General features: G+C 66.5%; 14 protein-coding genes. 11 read left to right on the top strand and 3 right to left on the bottom strand.

Going from position 1 to position 18,870, the window contains the following annotated elements:
* The first annotated feature begins 328 nt into the window (after positions 1–328).
* The 4 genes from VL752_RS00970 to VL752_RS00955 all read left to right on the top strand — a co-directional run bounded on the left by VL752_RS00970 (position 329) and on the right by VL752_RS00955 (position 5,362).
* Entirely contained in the window at positions 329–2,272 is a 1,944-nt protein-coding gene (locus VL752_RS00970; protein ID WP_325351858.1) for a PrkA family serine protein kinase, read from the top strand.
* Between the two features lie 9 nt (positions 2,273–2,281).
* Positions 2,282–3,562: a YeaH/YhbH family protein gene (locus VL752_RS00965; RefSeq protein ID WP_325351857.1), complete on the top strand. Its 1,281-nt coding sequence runs from the start codon at positions 2,282–2,284 to the stop codon at positions 3,560–3,562.
* Positions 3,559–5,088, top strand: coding sequence for a SpoVR family protein (locus VL752_RS00960; protein ID WP_325351856.1), 1,530 nt, complete (start codon positions 3,559–3,561; stop codon positions 5,086–5,088). Before VL752_RS00965 ends, VL752_RS00960 begins: the two co-directional genes overlap by 4 nt.
* 121 nt (positions 5,089–5,209) lie before the next feature.
* Positions 5,210–5,362 carry a DUF3309 domain-containing protein gene (locus tag VL752_RS00955; RefSeq protein ID WP_325351855.1) on the top strand — a complete coding sequence of 51 codons (153 nt, stop codon included), beginning with the start codon at positions 5,210–5,212 and terminating at the stop codon, positions 5,360–5,362.
* 72 nt (positions 5,363–5,434) lie between these two features.
* Here VL752_RS00955 and VL752_RS00950 read toward each other — a convergent pair whose 3' ends face one another.
* Positions 5,435–6,448, bottom strand: a complete 1,014-nt coding sequence (locus tag VL752_RS00950) for an NAD(P)/FAD-dependent oxidoreductase (RefSeq protein ID WP_325351854.1) — start codon at positions 6,446–6,448, stop codon at positions 5,435–5,437.
* An 83-nt stretch (positions 6,449–6,531) separates the two neighbouring features.
* On the opposite strand from VL752_RS00950, the gene tsaE reads away from it, so the two are divergent.
* From tsaE to addA, 4 genes are read left to right on the top strand one after another with little or no spacing between them, the layout of a single operon-like run.
* Positions 6,532–7,005: a tRNA (adenosine(37)-N6)-threonylcarbamoyltransferase complex ATPase subunit type 1 TsaE gene (gene tsaE, locus VL752_RS00945; protein WP_325351853.1), complete on the top strand. Its 474-nt coding sequence runs from the start codon at positions 6,532–6,534 to the stop codon at positions 7,003–7,005.
* On the top strand, positions 7,002–7,763 hold the full coding sequence (locus VL752_RS00940) for a nucleotidyltransferase family protein (RefSeq protein ID WP_325351852.1): 762 nt from the start codon (positions 7,002–7,004) through the stop codon (positions 7,761–7,763). The genes tsaE and VL752_RS00940 overlap by 4 nt, the downstream gene beginning before the upstream one ends.
* Complete coding sequence (gene addB / locus VL752_RS00935) at positions 7,760–10,723, top strand: double-strand break repair protein AddB (protein WP_325351851.1); 2,964 nt, start codon at positions 7,760–7,762, stop codon at positions 10,721–10,723. Before VL752_RS00940 ends, addB begins: the two co-directional genes overlap by 4 nt.
* Complete coding sequence (gene addA, locus VL752_RS00930) at positions 10,723–14,271, top strand: double-strand break repair helicase AddA (protein WP_325351850.1); 3,549 nt, start codon at positions 10,723–10,725, stop codon at positions 14,269–14,271. Before addB ends, addA begins: the two co-directional genes overlap by 1 nt.
* Here addA and VL752_RS00925 read toward each other — a convergent pair.
* Positions 14,235–15,122: a glycosyltransferase family 9 protein gene (locus tag VL752_RS00925; RefSeq protein ID WP_325351849.1), complete on the bottom strand. Its 888-nt coding sequence runs from the start codon at positions 15,120–15,122 to the stop codon at positions 14,235–14,237. The genes addA and VL752_RS00925 overlap by 37 nt on opposite strands.
* A gap of 149 nt (positions 15,123–15,271) precedes the next feature.
* On the opposite strand from VL752_RS00925, the gene trxA reads away from it, so the two are divergent.
* Together trxA and VL752_RS00915 are read left to right on the top strand one after the other, a co-directional pair.
* Complete coding sequence (gene trxA, locus VL752_RS00920) at positions 15,272–15,598, top strand: thioredoxin TrxA (RefSeq protein WP_325351848.1); 327 nt, start codon at positions 15,272–15,274, stop codon at positions 15,596–15,598.
* A gap of 12 nt (positions 15,599–15,610) precedes the next feature.
* Positions 15,611–15,991 carry an acyl-CoA thioesterase gene (locus VL752_RS00915; protein WP_325351847.1) on the top strand — a complete coding sequence of 127 codons (381 nt, stop codon included), beginning with the start codon at positions 15,611–15,613 and terminating at the stop codon, positions 15,989–15,991.
* 15 nt (positions 15,992–16,006) lie between these two features.
* Here the strand turns inward: VL752_RS00915 and VL752_RS00910 are convergent, their stop codons facing one another.
* Positions 16,007–17,020, bottom strand: a complete 1,014-nt coding sequence (locus VL752_RS00910; RefSeq protein WP_325351846.1) for a LacI family DNA-binding transcriptional regulator — start codon at positions 17,018–17,020, stop codon at positions 16,007–16,009.
* Positions 17,021–17,165: 145 nt separating this feature from the next.
* On the opposite strand from VL752_RS00910, the gene VL752_RS00905 reads away from it, so the two are divergent.
* Positions 17,166–18,870, top strand: a 1,705-nt coding sequence (locus VL752_RS00905; RefSeq protein WP_325351845.1) for a fatty acid desaturase, incomplete at its 3' end; no start/stop codon positions are given.

The raw sequence follows: 18,870 nt of genomic DNA, 5'->3' as shown, positions 1-18,870 counted from the left end.
CCACAAATGAGCGACTACGCATTGCCAAAGGCGTTAACCGGCGTACACTCGAATCGAATCAGCCAAGCTGGCATTGAAGTTAGCGGATGGGCTGGGCGGATCAGGTGAAGGAATGTCGGGGGAGGGCGGACGCACGGTACGTGCGGGCGGTGGCGATCGTTTGCGCGCATGAATGGAACTTGAGAGGGATGTTCGGCATTCGTTTAACAAGAAGCGCGACAATGCCGGACACAGTGAATTGAAGAAGGTGGGGTCGGCCTAACGCTTGTCAGATACTCGCGCCATCCCAACGTAAGAGTCTGGGAGGTGCGACAAAGGAGTCAGAGGTATGAGTTCGCTCGACGTCTTTGACATCTTCTCCCGCGACTATCAGCGGGAACGGTTCGAAACCATGTCCCTGCGCGACTGGCTGCTCGCGGCGCGCGACGACAAGATGATGTACGCGGGCCCGGCGGAGCGCATGGTCGCCGCGATCGGCGAACCCGAGCTGGTCGACACCGCGCAGGACAATCGCCTCGCCCGTCTCTTCTTCAACCGCACGATCAAGATCTATCGCGCCTTCGACGGCTTCTACGGCATGGAAGACACGATCGAGCGCATCGTCGGCTACTTCAAGCATGCGGCGCAGGGTCTGGAAGAGAAGCGGCAGATTCTTTACCTGCTGGGCCCGGTTGGCGGCGGCAAGTCCTCCCTCGCCGAGCGGCTGAAGGACCTGATGGAGAAGAACCCCATCTATGTCCTCAAGGCCGGCGACGCGATCAGCCCGGTGTTCGAATCTCCGCTCGGCCTCTTCCGCTCGACCGAGCTGACCAATCTCCTGGCCGAGAAATACGGCGTCGAGCGTCACCGTCTCGGCGGCCTGATGAGCCCGTGGGCGGTCAAGCGCCTCGACGAGTTCGGCGGCGACATCTCGAAGTTCGAGGTGGTGAAGCTCTATCCGTCCAAGCTACGCCAGATGGCGATCGCCAAGACGGAGCCGGGCGACGAGAACAACCAGGACATCTCCTCGCTGGTCGGCAAGGTCGATATCCGCAAACTTGAGAGCTACGCGCAGAACGATCCGGACGCCTACAGCTTCTCAGGCGGGCTCAACCGCGCCAACCAGGGCGTTCTCGAGTTCGTGGAAATGTTCAAGGCGCCGATCAAGATGCTGCATCCGCTGCTGACGGCGACGCAGGAGGGCAACTACATCGGCACCGAGAATATCGGCGCCATCCCGTTCCAAGGGATTATTCTCGCCCATTCCAATGAGGCGGAGTGGCAGAGCTTCCGCAACAACCGCACCAACGAGGCCTTTCTTGACCGCGTCAGTGTGGTCAAGGTTCCCTACTGCCTGCGGGTGACCGAAGAGGGAAAGATCTACGAAAAGCTGATCTCCGGCTCGGCGCTGGCGGATGCGCCCTGCGCGCCGCATACCCTGGAGATGCTGGCGCGTTTCGCCGTGCTCTCCCGCCTCAAGCCGCATGCCAATTCCCGGCCATTCGCCAAGATGCGCGTCTATGACGGAGAGAACATCCGCGAGACCGATCCCAAGGTGAAGACCATGCAGGAATACAAGGATTCCGCCGGCGTGGACGAAGGGATGGACGGCATCTCCACGCGCTTCGCCTACAAGGTGCTATCCGAAACCTTCAACTATTCCTCGGCCGAGGTCGCGGCCGATCCCGTGCATCTCATGTATGTCCTGGAACAGGCGATCAGGCGTGAGCAATTCCCGCCCGATACTGAATCGGCCTATATCGCCACCATCAAGGACGAGCTGGCCTCGCGTTACGCGGAATTCATTGGCAACGAAATCCAAAAGGCGTACCTTGAGAGCTATGGCGATTACGGACAGAACCTGTTCGATCGGTATCTGGACTATGCTGATGCCTGGATCGAAGACCAGGACTTCAAAGACCCGGATACGGGGCAGATGCTCAACCGTGAGCTTCTGAACGCCGAATTGACCAAGATCGAAAAGCCCGCCGGAATCGCCAATCCGAAGGATTTCAGAAACGAAGTGGTGAAATTCGCGCTGCGAACCCGCGCCAGTAGTGGCGGGGTCAACCCATCCTGGACTTCCTATGAAAAGATCCGCGAGGTGATCGAGAAGCGGATGTTCAGTCAGGTCGAGGACCTGCTGCCGGTCATCAGCTTCGGCTCCAAAAAGGATAACGACACTGAGCGGAAGCATAATGACTTTGTGCTCCGCATGACCTCGCGCGGCTACACCGAACGGCAGGTCCGTCGCCTGGTCGAATGGTATATGCGCGTCAAGCAATCAGCCTGAGACAATCCCTTGGAGATCATCGACCGCAGACGCAATCCGCACGGCAAGAACCTCGAAAACCGACAGCGGGTTTTGAAAAGGGCCCGGGCCGCTGTGGCCCGGGCGGCACGGACCGCGATCGATCAGGGTACCATCCGCGAGGTGGGGCGTGACCAGAGCGTCACCATTCCCGCGGATACCCTGAACGAGCCGAGCTTTCACACGGTCTTCACCAAGGGTCAGCGTCGCATCATCTTCGCAGGGAACAAGGAATTTTCGACGGGCGACCGCCTTCAGCGCCCGCCCGGCGGCCAGGGCGGCGCAGGCGACGACGGCGGCCAGGGCAGTGGCAGCGGCGGCGAGGATGGCTTCCGCTTCGTCCTGACCCGCGACGAGTTCATGGATCTCTTCTTCGAGGATCTGGAACTTCCCGATCTCGTCAAAAGCCAGATCGTCGCGACCGAAACCACCGCCCCCATGCGCACCGGCATTTCGACGGACGGCGCCCCCTCGCAGATCGACATGGCGCGCAGCATGCGCCAGTCCATGGCGCGGCGTATCGGCCTCAAACGCCCGAAGACGCCGGAAATCCTGGAACTCGACGCCGAAATCGACCGGCTGGAGAAATCGCGGGAGGATGCCGACCGGCTCCGCCTGCTGCGGGCGGAGCGCGAGACGGTGCTGCTCCGCCAGCGGCGCATCCCCTGGATCGACCCGGTCGATCTCCGCTATCGCCGCTTCACCCAGGTGCCCAAACCCTCCGCCCGTGCCGTCATGTTCTGCCTGATGGATGTTTCGGGCTCGATGTCTGAGCAGATGAAGGACCTCGCCAAGCGGTTCTTCCTGCTGCTGCATGTCTTTCTCGAGCGGCGTTACAAGCATGTCGATCTCGTCTTCATCCGCCACACGGAAACGGCGGAGGAGGTGGACGAACAGACCTTCTTCACCGATCCGCGAACCGGCGGCACAGTCGTCTCCACCGCGCTTACTGAATTCCGGCGCATCCAGCACGAACGCTACCCGGCCGAAAGCTGGAACATCTACGTGGCGCAGGCCTCGGATGGCGATAACTCAACCAGCGACACGCAGAAATCCGTCGCCATGCTGGAGGCGGAGATCCTGCCGCTGGTGCAGTATTTCGCCTATATCGAAGTCGGCACCATGGCTGTCATTCGCGGCGAAACCGAGCTCTGGCGCGGCTACGCGCCGCTGTCCGAAAGAGACCACCGTCTCGCTGTCGCCCGCGTCTCGGACCGGCGCGACATCTTCTCGGTCTTCCGTCAACTCTTCGCCCGCAAGGTAACCGCGTGACCGACCGCCCTCTGCTCTACGAAGGTGCCGACTGGGATTTTCCGATCCTGCAGCGCAGCTACGACGCCATCGAGCGCATCGCCGTGGAGGAACTCGGGCTCGACGTTTATCCCAACCGGATTGAGATCATCACGGCCGAGCAGATGCTGGACGTCTATACAGCGCACGGCATGCCGCTGACCTATCGCCACTGGTCCTATGGCAAGCGCTTCCTCCAGCACGAGGCGAGCTACCGCCGTGGCTATTCGAGCCTCGCCTATGAGGTGGTGATCAACTCCAATCCCTGCATCAGCTATCTGATGGAAGAGAATACCGCGACGATGCAGGCCCTCGTCATCGCTCATGCCGCCTTCGGCCACAATCATTTCTTCCGCAACAACCATCTGTTCCGACAATGGACCGAAGCCTCGGCCATTCTCGACTATCTCGAGTTTGCCCGCTCCTACATCGCCTCCTGTGAGGATCAGCACGGCGTTGCCGCGGTCGAGCGCGTGCTGGACGCGGCGCATGCGCTGTCCCGCCACGGCGTACACCGCCATGGCGGTGCACGTCCGCTCAACCTCAAGCTCGACCAGAAGCGGGAGCGTGAGCGGCGGGACTATGATGAGAAGGTCTTCGACGATCTCTGGCGCACCTTGCCGGCGGGCAAGGTGAAACACACCACCGACACTGCGGCCGAGCGCCGGCGCCGCCTTGGCCTGCCCGAGGAGAATCTGCTCTATTTCCTCGAAAAGGTGGCGCCCAAACTGCAGTCCTGGCAGCGCGAGGTGATCCGCATCGTGCGCTTGATCGCGCAGTATTTCTATCCCCAGCCACAGGCCAAGGTGATGAATGAGGGCTGCGCCACCTGGGTGCATCAGCGCATCATGACCCGGCTGCATGAGACAGGACAGATCAACGACGCCGCCTTCATGGAGGTCCTCCACTCCACCAGCAACGTCATCACCCAGATCGACTTCGACCATCCTGCGGGCGGCCCCGGCTTCAACCCCTATGCGCTCGGCTATGCCATGATGCGGGATATCGAGCGGATCTGCATTGAACCGACGGCAGAGGATCGCAGCTGGTTCCCCGACATCGCAGGCAATCGCGATCCCATCGGCACGCTGCGCTATGCCTGGGCGAATTTCCGCGACGAGAGCTTCGTACTCCAGTTCCTCTCCCCCGCCGTCATCCGCCAGTTCCGCATGTTCCGGCTGCTGGACGATACGGCGGATTCCGCCCTGGTGGTGGACGCGATCCATGACGATGCCGGCTACCGGGCGATCCGCCGAAGTCTCGCCTCGAGCTACGATCCGGCAGCACATGATCCGGATGTCGAGGTCGTAGACGTCGATCTGGCGGGCGACCGGCGGCTTCTCTTGCAGCACCGGACGCGCCCGGGAGAACTTCTGGCGCAGCGCGACGCCGAGGCGACGCTGCGTCACGTCGCCCAGCTCTGGGGCTATGAGGTGCGGCTGCAGGAGGTCGACATCGAAACGGAAGCCGTGCTCGCGACCTACACGGCCGGACCGCCCCCCAGCTGAAACCGCGCGCCTCGCTGTCAAATACCCAGTCGTGAAAGGGTGAAAGGCCGCGGCCGGCTCTTGCCGGGACGGAAACTATGCCCAGCTAGGTTACAACGGTGTCACCTAGCGGGAAATTACCATGAGACTTCTACTCATCATCCTAATTCTGCTGCTGATCTTCGGCGGTGGCTACGGCTTCGTCGGCGGCGGTTTCGGCAGCCCCTATGGCTATGGCCTGGGCGGCGGACTTGGGCTGATTGTGATCATCATCATCGTGCTGCTCATTCTATAGGTCCGTTCGGCGGCGGGGCGGGTGCATGCGCACCGTCCCGCCGCTGCTGCCTGCGATCAGACTCGCCTGCGATCAGCCGGGCACGCCTTTGCTGGTCGAGTATTCGAAATGCAGCGCCTGACCCGGGTGCACAATCGGGTGAATGGCATGGGCCGCCATCGCGGCCTCTGAAAAACCCTGCAGAATGAGTTTCAACTTGCCGGGATAGGTCGCGACGTCACCGATCGCAAAAACCCCTGGCATCGTTGTCTCGCAGGTCGCCGGTACGACCGGCAGATGGTGGCGCTCCAGCGCCAGGCCCCATTCCGCGATCGGCCCGAGATCCATCGAAAGCCCGAAGAATGGCAGCAGCACATCGGCGACCAGGGTCTTTTGCTCTCCCTGAAGGGTGGCGACCGTGACGCCGGTCAGCATACCCGCCTCGCCTTCCAGCCCATGCAACTGATAGGGCACAACCATCTCGATCGCACCGGAGGCCGCGGCCTCATCCAACCGCGCGGCCATCTCGGGGGCGGCGCGGAACTTTGGGCGACGATGGATGACAGCGATCGAGGCCGCCACGTCCTTCAACGCCAGAGCCCAGTCAACCGCCGAATCTCCGCCGCCCGCAATCACCACCCGCTTCCCGCGGAAATCCTCCCGCCGGCGCACGTAATACTGCACGCTGCCTGTAGCCTCATAGGCATCCAGCCCGTCCAAGGGCGGGCGGTTCGGCCCGAAGGCGCCAGCACCGGCTGCGATGATTACCGCGCGCGCCGTGACCCTATCGCCTTTGTCGGTCGTGAGTGTGAGGGCACCGGCCTCGCCCGACAGCCCCACGACGCGGCGGCCGAGCAGGCGGGGTGCGCCGAAGGGCGCGATTTGCGTCTCCAGCTTCGCCACCAGATCCGCCGCGTCGATCGCGGGATGGGCCGGGATGTCGTAGATCGGCTTTTCCGGGTAAAGGGCCGCGCATTGGCCGCCGACCTCATCCAGCGCGTCGATGAGAAGGCTGCTCATCTTCAGCATGCCGCATTCGAAGACGGCGAAAAGACCAGCCGGCCCAGCGCCCACGATCGCGACATCGGTATCGATGGTGTCAGCCATGCGGCCCTCGTCCTCTTCAAATAAGGCCCGGTAGATAGGCGTTGGCCTTCCGGTCCGTCCAGCCTTGGGGCATGGTCCGCGCCATGAGTGACCCGCAAGCAGGCCCGCGCCGCCTGACCCTGCCTAGCCTGGATGCGACGGAACGCTTTGCCCGCCGCATCGCGGCCCTGTTGCAGCCGGGCGATGCCGTGTTGCTCTCAGGCCCGCTCGGCGCGGGCAAGAGCGCGCTGGCCCGTGCCATTCTCCGTGCCCTCACCGAAGACCCAGCACTCGAGGTCCCGAGCCCGAGCTTCACCCTGGTGCAAACCTACGAGACGCCGCGCGGGCTTGTGCATCACTATGATCTCTGGCGGGTCGAACCTGGCCCCGATCTAGGGGAACTGGGCCTGGACGAGGCTTTCGAGGACATCACCCTGATCGAATGGCCGGATCGCCTCGGTAATCAGGCCCCGTCCGGGGCCTTCGCGATCATGATCACGCCGGAAGCGGACGGACGGCGCGACGTCACCCTCGCAGGCTGGCCGGATCGACTGTCGCAGCTTATGGACGAGACATGACCCAGGCCTCTCCCGTTCCCACTCCCTCCCCGCGCACGGCGATGATCCTCGCGGCCGGTCTCGGCACGCGCATGCGGCCGCTGACGGCGGAGACGGCGAAGCCGCTGCTGCCGCTACGCGGCCGCACACTGCTCAATAATGCACTGGATCGGCTAGCCGAGACCGGAGTCGAGCGGGTGGTCGTCAATGCTCATTGGCAAGTAGAGAAGCTCGCGGCGCACCTGGCGGAGCGCCAGGGCGGCCCGGAGATCGTGATCCGACGGGAGGTTTCGCTTCTCGATACCGGTGGCGGCGTCGCCGCCGCACTTGCCGAAGGCTTATTGGGTGATCAGCCCTTCTACGTCGTCAATGGCGACGCGTATTGGCTGGACGGGCCGATCCCGACGCTCGCCCGTCTCGCCGGCGCCGAGGCGGCCGAGGAGGCGGATGCGGTGCTGCTGCTTCAGCGCGTGACGCAGGTGAACGGCGAAGCTGGCGCGGGCGACTTCGCGCTCGATCCTCTGGGCGTGCCGCGCCGACCAGAGGAACATGAGCAGGTCCCCTATCTCTTTGCCGGGGTGCAGATCCTCTCGCCCAGCCTTTTCACGGATGTCCCTGACGGAGCCTTCAGCATGAACCGGCTCTGGGACGCCGCCCTTGCTGCCGGGCGACTTCGGGCCATCGTGCATGACGGTCTCTGGTTCCACCTCTCGACGCCTGCCGATCTCGCCCGCGCCGAGATTGAGCTGAGGGAGCGATTCGCGGGCGAAAAGCGTTGAAACTCGGCCTCTGGAACATTCCGGCCGGCGCCCCCTTTCTCGATGCTCTGGCCGCGCGCTGGCTGAAACTCTATGGGCACAGCCGCTTGGCCGAGGGACTGATTCTTCTCCCCACCCGCCGCGCGGCGCGCGGGCTATCCGAAGCCTTCCTGCGCGCGACCGACGGTCGGCCGCTGATCCTGCCCCGCATCGCCGCCATCGGCGCGCCGGACGAAGCGCCGCTGACGCTCGGCGGCGGTACCCTCGCCTTGCCACCCGCGATGCCGGAGGCGGAGCGGCTTGCCACCCTCTCCCGCCTGATCATCGCGCTCGAGGAAGCGAGCGGCACCACCCGCCCCGGACTGGATGCGACCTGGCGGCTGGCTCGCGAACTCGCATCCCTCATGGACGAGGCGGGCCGAGCCGAGATTTCCCTCAGCGCGGCACTGCAGGCGAGCGTGCCGGAGGAGCTTGCGGCCCACTGGCAGAAGACCCTCACCTTCCTCGCCATCGCGACCGAGCAATGGCCGCGGATCATGGAGGAGTTCGGGTTGATCGACGCCGTCGGCCGGCAGGTGCGGCTCCTCCATGCCCAGGCCGAGGCCTGGGAGGCGACACCGCCGAACCATCCGGTCTGGATCGCGGGGCTGACCGCCTCACGTCCGTCTCTTGCGCATGCCGCCCGCGTCGTGGCGCAGCTCCCCCAGGGCGCCGTCATCTTCCAGGGGCTTGACGAGACAATGCCAGAGGAGGTCTGGCGTCTGCTGACCCCTGGCCATCCCCAGGCCGGCATGCAGCGCCTTCTCGCCGGCATCGGCGCTCGGCGGGAGGAGGTTCAGCCCTGGCCGACCGAGCCCGTGCCGCATGGGCGCGAAGCCTTGCTCGCCCGCGCGCTGCTGCCCGCCGAGGCGCTCACCCGCTGGCGGGAGCCGGCCGCGCTTGACGTTACGGGCCTCTACCGCCTGTCGGCGGCCGACCAGCAGCAGGAGGCGCTCGCCATCGCCACCATCCTGCGCGACACGCTGGAAACGCCCGCCGCCCGTGCCGTGCTCATCACGCCCGATCGTGCGCTGGCCGCTCGCGTGGCGGTGGAACTCGGCCGTTTCGGAGTCATCGCGGATGACAGTGCGGGCGAACCCCTCATTGAAACGCCAGGTGCCACGCTTCTCCGCTTGGCGGCCCGGGCGGTCGTGGACCGACTGGCGCCCGTGTCCCTGCTCGCCTTGCTCAAGCATCCGATGACGGCGGCCGGCCTCTCGCCCGCCGCCTGTCGTGCTGCGGCGCGCGCGTTGGAACAGCATTGCTTGCGCGGGCCGCGTCCCGCTGCCGGGTTGCAGGGACTTCGTCAGGCCGTCGCCATGGCGCGCGAGTCACCGCCCACGTCGGTTGCCGATCTGCTCGACCGGCTGGAGGCAGCACTCCTGCCCCTGCTGCGTGTCGCCGAAGGCACAGTCCTTCAATCACCCGCCGCGCTCTTCGATGCCTTGATGGAAACGGCCGAGGCCCTGGCTGCCACCGCGGAGGAAACGGGCGCCGCCCGACTCTGGTCCGGCGAGGAGGGCGAAGCACTGGCCGCCGCCCTGCTCGACTTGCGTTCGGCGTTTGCAACCTTGCCGGAGACTCGCCCGGCGGTTTTGCCTGGCCTGTTGGATGCGGTGCTCGAAGGGAAGGTGGTGCGCAGCAGACGCGCCATCCGTGGCGCGGCGGACGGTATCCAGATGCATCCCCGCATCCTCATCTGGGGTCTTGTCGAAGCGCGCCTGCAAAGTGCCGAAGTCGTGGTGCTGGGTGGCCTCGTGGAAGGGATCTGGCCGCCCGCGCCCGATCCGGGCCCCTGGCTCAGCCGCCGCATGCGGGCCGAGGCCGGCCTGCCTTCGCCCGAGGAGGAGATCGGTCAGGCTGCCCATGATTTCCTGGGCGGCGCCTGTGCCGCCACCACGGTCATCCTCAGCGCACCCCGCCGCCTGAGCGGTGCGCCCGCCGTGCCGGCGCGCTGGCTGAAGCGGCTGGAGGCCATGCTCGCGGGCCAGGGGTTGGCGCTGCCCGGACATCCGGCGCTCGCCTGGGCCGCGTCCATCGACCAGCCGGCCGGCCCGCCCGCCCCCGCTCGTCCGCCCGTGCCGCGCCCGGCGCTGGCGCTACGGCCGCGCCGCCTCTCGATCACCGAAATCGAAACCTGGCTGGCCGATCCGTACGCCATCTATGCCCGCCACGTGTTGCGCCTGAAGGAATTGGACCCGTTGGACCAGGCGACGGATGCGGCGGATTACGGTCGTCTCGTCCATGCCGGGGTGCAGCACTTTCTGAGCGAAGCCGGCGCCGAATGGCGACCCGACGCGCCCCACCGGCTGCGCATCGCCATGGAGCGGGCACTGGGCGAAGCGCGGCTGCGACCGGCGCTGGCCAATTGGTGGCGGCCGCGCCTGCTCCGCATCGCCGATTGGATCGCCGAGGTCGAGGCGGCGCGCCGCGCCGGTCTCTCGCTTCGCGCCATCGGCACGGAGGTTGCGGGCAAGTGGCAGCTTTCTGCCCCCGGCGGCCCCTTCCTGCTCACCGGCCGCGCCGACCGGATCGAGCGACGGGCCGATGGCAGCCTCACCCTCATCGACTACAAGACCGGCACCGTGCCGCAAAAAAGCCGAGTCAAGGAGGGGCACGCGCCGCAGCTGCCGCTGGAGGCCGCCATGGCGGCGGCGGGCGGCTTCGGGGCTGATTATACCGGCCCGACCGTCGAGATGAGCTATTGGCGTTTGCGCGGCGGCGCGGACCCGGGCGAGGTGATCACCCCCATCGAGGATGTGGGCGACATCGCCGATCTCGTCGCCCAATCCGAAACCGCCCTCCGCGCCCTCATCGCTGGCTTCGACGATGCGCGCAAACCCTATCTTGCCCGGCCGCATCCCGGCCGTGCGGCGCGGGATAGTGCCTATGGCCGCCTCGCCCGCATGGCGGAATGGGCGGGCGCGGGAGAAGACGGCTGATGACCACCGCTTCCCCCCAGCCTGGCCTGCCCCAGCCCGATCTCCCCCTGCCGCCCACGCCCTCGGCCGCCGATGCGCGGGTGCGGGCGAGCCAGAGCCAGATGGCGGCCTCCGACCCCCGCGTCTCCACCTTCGTCGCGGCCTCTGCCGGCTCGGGCAAGACCAAGCTGCTGACCGATCGGCTGCTGCGGCTGATGCTCGGCGGCGTCGATCCCGGCCGCATCCTCTGCCTCACCTTCACCCGCAATGCCGCGGCCGAAATGGCGCTGCGGCTGCAGGATCGGCTTGGCCAATGGGTGAGCCTGCCGGACGCTGCGCTCGACCGCGCATTGGAGGATCTCTCCGTCCTGCCCTCCGCGGCCCATCGCCTGCGCGCGCGGTCCCTCTTCGCGATCGTGCTCGACCTGCCCGGCGGCATGCGGATCGAGACTATCCATGCCTTCTGCCAGTCGCTGCTGCGCCGCTTTCCGCTCGAGGCCGGCATCTCCCCTCATTTCCGCCTGATCGAGGAGCGGGACGCGCTGCTCGGCCTGCGCGAGGAGCAGGAAACCCTCCTCTCCCGTATCCATGACGGCGACCCGGCACTCGGCGCGGCGGTCGATCTGCTGGCGAGTCAGCTCTCCGCCGACGATCTTGACCGGCTGCTCCGTCAGGTCGACGCTGCGCGGGACCGCAGCGAAGCTCTGCTGCGCCTCGATCTCGAAACCCTCGCGCAGAGCCAGCGCCGCATCCTCGGCGCTGTGCGGCGGGAGGAGGACATTTGGCAGGATGCCGTCTCCGCCTGCGCCTGGAGCGATCTCCGCGCGACCCTCGGCGCCATCGCCACCGACGGGCCGGCCAAGGCCGCCGAGCGTGCCCATGCGATGCTCGACTGGATGTCTCTCGACACCCCTGCGCGCCGGGAGCGCTGGACCGATTGGGCGTCCAGCTTCTTCGGGAAGACCGGCGACCCTTTGGCCCGCAGCACGCTCGTCGGTAAGAAGCTGGACGGCCAGCGCCCGGAACTCTGGCCCGTCATCGAGCGCGAGCAGCAGCGAATCGCGGCAGTAGAGGAGGCATTTGCGGCAGATCGCCTTGCCCACCTCTCGGCCTCCTTCCTTCGGCTCTGCCTCCCGATCCTGCGCCAGCAGGTACGTCGGCGACAGGTTGAGGGGCTGATGGATTACGGCGACCTCATCCTGCGCTCGAACGACCTCCTGCGCGATCCGGGTGCGGCCTGGGTGCTGTTCAAGCTCGACCATGGGCTCGATCATCTGCTGCTGGACGAGGTACAGGACACCGCCCCCACGCAATGGACCATCGCCGGCAGCCTGACGGAGGAATTCTTCGCGGGCAGCGGCACCCGCGGAGAGGAGGGCGCCATCGGCCGGAGCGTCTTCGCGGTGGGGGACCGCAAGCAGTCAATCTACGGCTTCCAGGGGGCCGATCTCCGCTCTTTCGACGAGTGGCGCGAAAGGCTGCGCAGCCGCGTGCATGCCGCCCGCCGCGGCTGGCATGACGGCGCACTCGATGTCTCCTTCCGCTCCGTCTCGCCAGTGCTGCAGCTCGTGGACGCAGTCTTCGCCGACCCCGAGGCCGCGCGGGGCGTGGTGGAGGCGGGCGCCCTGCCGCTCGCCCATCATTCAGCACGGTCGGAAGATGGCGGGCTGGTCGAACTGTGGCCGTTGATGCCCAAGGAGGATGTGCCCGCGCCCGTGGCCTGGACAATCCCGGACACCAATCTCGGTCAAAGCTCAGCACCCGGCCGGCTCGCGCGCCATCTCGCGCAATGGATCGCTCGGCTGGCGGACGGCACGGTCACGCTCGAAAGCCAGGGGCGTCCGGTCTCGCCCGGCGACATCCTGGTGCTGCTGCAGAAGCGCGCCCCGTTCGCGCCCATCCTGGTGCGGGAGTTGAAGGCAGCCAGCGTGCCGGTAGCGGGGCTCGACCGGCTGGAGCTTGCCGCCCAGGCGGCGGTGCAGGATCTCATGGCGCTCGCCGACAGCTTGCTGCTGCCGGAAGACGATCTCTCCTTCGCCTGCTGGCTGACCAGCCCCTTGGGGGATCTCTCCGATGAGAGCCTGATGGATCTGGCGGCCGGCCGCAGCCAGCGCCATCTCGCCGAAGCATTGCGTGTGCGCGCCGGCGAGCGGCCGGAATGGGGCCGCGCCTGGGCCTTCTTCGAGAGGCTGCAGGGGCGTGTCGACTATGCCTCGCCCCATGCCCTGCTCTCCCTCGCCCTCGGCGCGCTCGGCGGAAGGGCGCGGCTGTTCCGCAGGCTGGGCCCCGAAGCGGCCGAGCCGGTGGACGAACTCCTGCAGGCGGCGCTGACCTATACCAGTGCGCATCCGCCCTCCCTGCAGGGCTTTCTGCACTGGCTGCGGCAATCGACGGCGGAGGCCAAGCGCGAGCCGGGTGCGGCAGGAGACGCCGTGCGCATCATGACGGTTCATGCCTCCAAGGGTTTGCAGGCGCCGATCGTTATCATGGCGGACGCTGCCAACCGGCCGACGCCCGACCGTGCGTCCCTCCTCTGGATGCGCGATGAGACAACGGGTCTTGACCTGCCCATCCTCTGCCCACGCAAGGACAGCCATTGCGAGGCAAGCCGCGCCTATCAGGCGGGCCTGCAGATACGCACTGCGGAGGAGCATCACCGTCTTCTCTATGTCGCCATGACGCGGGCGGAAGACCGGCTCGTCGTCTGCGGTTGGGAAAGCGGCGCGCCGGGCAGTGCGCCCACCTGGCACGAGCTGATCACCCGCGGGTTCGACCGCCTCTCGGCGCCGAACGAGGAAAACCAGGAGGCCTGGCCGCCGTCCCGCCGGCTTTTCGCCACACCGCAGCGCCGGCCGCCGCCCACGCGCACGGCCGTCGCATCGGCGCAAGCCGTGCCCGCCCCCTCCTGGCTGACGTCCGGGCCCGGCGGCCGGGCCGAGCCGCCGCCCGTGGAGCCCGAACGCGCCCGGCCGCTAGCCCCCAGCCGGCCGGAGGATGCGGCCTTCGGCCCCGTACCGGCCGCCGATTCGCCGCTGGCGCGGCGAGCGACGCGAGGTGCCCGCTTCGCCCGTGGCACGCTGATCCATGCCTTGCTGCAGCATCTGCCCGATCTCCCGCCCGACACCCGTGCCGCCGCCGGGCTTGCCTTCCTGCAGCGCGGCGCGTCCGCGCTCGAAGAAGCAGCCGAGGTGCTGGCGCAATGCGAGGCCGTGCTCGCCCATCCCGATCTGGCGGCGGCCTTCGGCCCCGGCAGCCGGGCAGAGGTGCCGCTGGCAGGCGAAGTGGCGGGCCTCGTCATCACCGGCATCGTCGACCGGCTGGCGGTGACGGAAACCGCGGTCTTCGCGATCGACTTCAAGACCGGCCGGCAGCCGCCCACCGCGGCGGCGGAGACGCCGATCCTCTATCTGCGCCAGATGGCGGCCTATCGCGCCTTGCTCGCCACGATCTTTCCTGGACGGCCGATCCACTGCGCCTTGGTCTGGACGGAAACGGTGACCGTTACGCTGCTACCGGAGCCGCTGCTCGCCGCTCACGCGCCGGGTGTGGCACGGATGTCGAGGAGCTGATCCAGCGCCCGGTCCAGCCAGGTAAGGTCCGCCCCCTCCGGGAACCAGGCCGCCCGCGCGGCTTGAAGATCAGCCGCGCTGCGAGGGAATTCGATACTCTCGGGCAAAGCCGGCACGGGCAGGTGGAGCGGCGTGCACAAGGGATAATCCCGCACCCGCCATTCCGGGCGATGGGTCGTGAAGAGGGCGAGGCAGGGCCGATCAAAAGCATCGGCCAAATGCACCATGGCCGTGTCTGTAGAGATCACGGCACTGGCACCGGCCACCAGCGCGCATAAAGCCTGAATGGTCCGGACGGCGGGCGCCTGAACCGTTCCGGGAACGGCCGCGCCCTGGGTCACGACAGGGGCCCAGCCACGCGCCGTCAGACGCGAAACAATCGCCGCCTGCACAGGTTCCGGCATGTCGCGCAGCGCGATTGATGCAGCCGGGCAAAGCAGGAAATAGTCCGGCGGCAACCCGAGAGGGGGCAGCGCCCCCGCACAGCCGCGGAGCCAGCGATTACGCTTGAGCGCGGCCGGTATCGTTTCGGGTTTGATCTCCAACCGGGCGAGAAAGAAATCGATCATCGAGACGCAGGCGAAACGCGGATCAAAGGCGAAGTCGCGAATGTCGATCACCCGGCCGGCGCGCGGCGCCTCCGCCATGGGCAGCACCTCGGCGAACTCGTCGGCCAGGCGATAGAGTTGTGGCACCAGGGGCTTTGCTGGCGGCTCCGTCCGGCCAAGAACAACCCGCCCAGTGAGCGCGCCCGTCTCCCGTGCGGCGGCCAAGGCCTGAAGCCCGATGATGCCGTCGCCGAGGCTGATACCGAAACCGTTCAGAATCGTTGTCAGGCGCGATTCCTGCATGGTCCTATCCTGCATTCCGCGACTGGCTGCCCAGGCGGCACAACTGATACTCGCTTGGTCAAGCTTGCTTGGCGGCGACGAATGTCCCACCTTCCGTCCAACTCAACCATCCCCCGCGCCGCAAGGCACGGTATCAAGACGAGGTTCCCATGGCTGGCAATACCAAGTCTGTAACAGACGCAAGCTTTCAGACCGACGTTCTAAACGCCTCCGGCCCCGTGGTCGTTGATTTCTGGGCGGAATGGTGCGGCCCGTGCCGTGCCATCTCTCCCGCACTCGAAGAGATCTCGGCCGAATACGCCGGCAAGCTGACCATCGCGAAGGTCAATATCGATGAGAACCCGCAGACCCCGAGCAATTACGCGGTCCGCGGCATCCCGACGCTGATCCTCTTCAAGGACGGCAAGCCGGCCGCGACCCAGGTCGGCGCCGCGCCGAAAAGCGTGCTCAAGGCCTGGATCGAGCGCAGTCTCTAAGGACCTCCGGCCATGGCTATTCGTGAGCCTCTGATTCGCGTCATCGCCATGCCGGCGGATACCAACCCTTCCGGGGACATCTTCGGCGGCTGGCTGCTGTCGCAGATGGACCTGGCGGCGGGCAATCTGGCCCATCGCCTCGCCAAAGGCCGCTGCGTCACGGTCGCCGTCGACGCAATGGCCTTCCTGGCGCCGGTTCATGTCGGCGACGAGGTCAGCGTCTATGCCGACCTCCTCTCCATGGGCCGAACCTCGATGAAGATCACCGTCGAGGCCGAGCGGCGCACGCGCTACCAGACCGACACCGCACGGGTAACGACCGCCGTCTTCACCTTCGTCGCGATCGACGAGGACCGGAAGCCGCGCCCCATCCAGCAGGGCGACCAAGGCTAAAAACCGCTTGGGCGATCAGCAATTCTCGGCCGTGTGCAGGGTGAAGCCGATTTCGGCCTCCATCTTCGGTCCGGCCGTGACGCCCAGCCTGTTCAGCATGAGGTCGATCGAGCGGCGCGCCTGAAGCTCCGGTGCCTGGTCGATCGTCACCGTCATCTCCCCACAACGGAGCAGGACACGCGTCTCCTCCGTCAACTCATGGCCGAGGAAGAGCGTGGCGCCCGTGCGGCCCGCATCCCGGATCGCCAGGGCCGCGCCGCGATTGCCGCCGCCCGTATTATAGACGGCCGTTACATCCGACCCGCCCCGGAGCGCCTCCGCCACCAGATGATAGGCGCGATCCTGGTCGTCTCCGGTGATGAGACCGGAGATGACGGCGATGTCCGGATTGTGTAGGGCGAGGGCCTCTCGGAAACCGTCGATCCGCTGCCGGTGCGCCCGGAAGCCCTCACTCGTCGAAATGACGATGGCGCGGCCCGGCCGCCGTACCATGCGCGCGGCGAAGAAACCCGCCGTACGTCCAGCCTTTGCGTGGTCGATGCCGACGTAAGCACTACGCGGAGACCCCGGAACGTCCGTCACGACGCAGATCACCGGCCGACCTGCCTCCTCCGAAGCTGCGATGGCCGCGACATTCGCCCGGTGCTCCTCGCAATAGACAATGATCCCGTCAGCCCGGCTGCCAAGAATCCGCGGCGCGACGGAGGCTGGATCGCTCATGTCGAGGCTGGTGCGCTGGATCACAATGGAACGGTCGAGGGTTTCTGCGACCTGCCCCATGGCAAGCGTCAGCCGCTGCATGAAGGGCGTGATGGCGCGAGCGAGGATGACCTCGATCCGCACCTGCCGCGCATGCGGCGTAGGCAGGATGCGGCGGAGGCCGAGTGCTCGCGCCGCATCAATCACCCGCCGCTCCGTGCCAGGGGAGACGCTGCCACGCTCGTTCAACACACGATCGACCGTCGCAAGCCCAACGCCGGCGCGTCGCGCCACGTCCGCCAGTCCCGGGCGTGTCTTCTGCCGCTCCACCCTGTCCTCCGCTCTTTTCGCAACTCTAGCTGAATGAGGGGAATCCCCCAAAGCAGCCGATCCTGCGCCCGGGCTCGCTGGGCTATAGCGGCGGAAAGCCGGCCGCATGGGCCTGCGCATCCTGCGCCAGACAGGGAGGACGAGAATGAGCGCCACTATCACCGCAACCGGCCCGCGGAACGCCGCCCGAGACTACAGCCTGGTCGGGGAGGAAGCGCACCGCGCCACCGAACGCGGCCTCGTCTCCGCCGAATGGTATGCCCATCCCATCCCCCGTAAGCAGCTCAAGGAGCTGATGCGCCGCAAGGACGGCCCTGCCATCCGTGACACCGCAATCTGGCTCGGTGCGCTGATTCTGGCAGGCGCGGGCGGAGTCTGGTTCTGGGGCAGTTGGGCGGCCCTGCCCTTCTTCATCGTCTATGGCGTGCTCTACGGATCGACGACCGATTCCCGCTGGCACGAATGCGGCCATGGCACCGCCTTCAAGACGCGCTGGATGAACGAGGCCGTTTATCAGCTCGCCTGTTTCATGATCATGCGCGAGCCGACCGTCTGGCGCTGGAGCCATACGCGCCACCATACGGATACGATCATTGTCGGCCGCGATCCGGAAATCTCCGTCAAGCGCCCGCCAGACATCCTCGGCATGCTGCTCAATCTCTTCGCCCTGAAGTCGAGCGTCACGGCGCTGCGCAAGCTCGCCGTCCACGCAGCGGGCCGCCTGACGGTTGAGGAGGAAACATTCATTCCCGAGATGGAGCGCTGGAAGGTCTTCGTCGTCGCGCGCATCTATCTGGCGATTCTGCTGGCGGTGGCGGTTCTATCCGTCGCTCTGCATAGCTGGCTGCCGGCGATGCTGGTTGGCCTCCCCACGCTCTATGGCGGCTGGCTCACCATCGTCTTCGGCGTGACCCAACATGCCGGATTGTCGGAGGATGTGCTGGACCACCGCCTCAACAGCCGCACGATCTACATGAATCCTATTTCCCGTTTCCTCTACTGGAACATGAACTATCACGTGGAGCACCACATGTTCCCGCTGGTGCCCTACTACAACCTGCCCAAGCTGCACGCCGTGGTCCGGCCCGACATGCCCACGCCTTACAACGGGCTGCTGGAAGCCTACCGCGAGATCATCCCCGCCATCCGGCGGCAGCTCAAGGAGCCGGGCTGGAACGTCAAACGCAAGCTGCCCACGCCGACCTTTCCGTCGGACGCGGCCACCCAGAGCGCGGCCATCACGGCCGAAGGCAAGCCGGTGGTGGGCGGCTGGGTAGAGGTGTGCGACAGCGCCAAGCTGCTGAAGAGCGACGTGATCCGCTTTGACCACAACCACCGCACCTACGCCATTTACCGGACGGCGGACGACAAGCTGTACGCCACCGATGGGCTGTGCACCCACGGCAACGCCCACCTGGCCGACGGCATGGTCAAGGGCCACCAGGTGGAGTGCGCCAAGCACAACGGCCGGTTCGACCTGCGCGACGGCAAGCCCGCCCGCCTGCCGGTGTGCGTGGCGCTGCGCACCCACGCCGTGCGCGAGAGCCACGGCAAGATCTTCTTCAACCTCAAGTCGGCCGACGAGTACGGCATCAACGAACCGCCGACGCTGACCTTCCGGGTGGTGAGCAACAAAAACGTGGCCACCTTCATCAAGGAGCTGGTGCTGGAGCCGGACGGCGACACGACCGAAGTCAAATACCGCCCCGGCGACTACCTGCAGATCGATATACCGGTCTACAACGACACCAACCTGCGCGGGATAGCCGTCGAGGCGCCCTATTCGGAGGTGTGGAAGCAGCAGCACGTGTTCGACTTTGTCGCCGGCAACCCTATCCCCACCCGCCGGA

The organism is Acidisoma sp. (assembly GCF_035492295.1).
In the GTDB taxonomy this organism is placed as follows: domain Bacteria; phylum Pseudomonadota; class Alphaproteobacteria; order Acetobacterales; family Acetobacteraceae; genus Acidisoma.
Note: the sequence above shows the minus strand (reverse complement) of the source record. Positions and strands in the feature narration are given on the sequence as shown.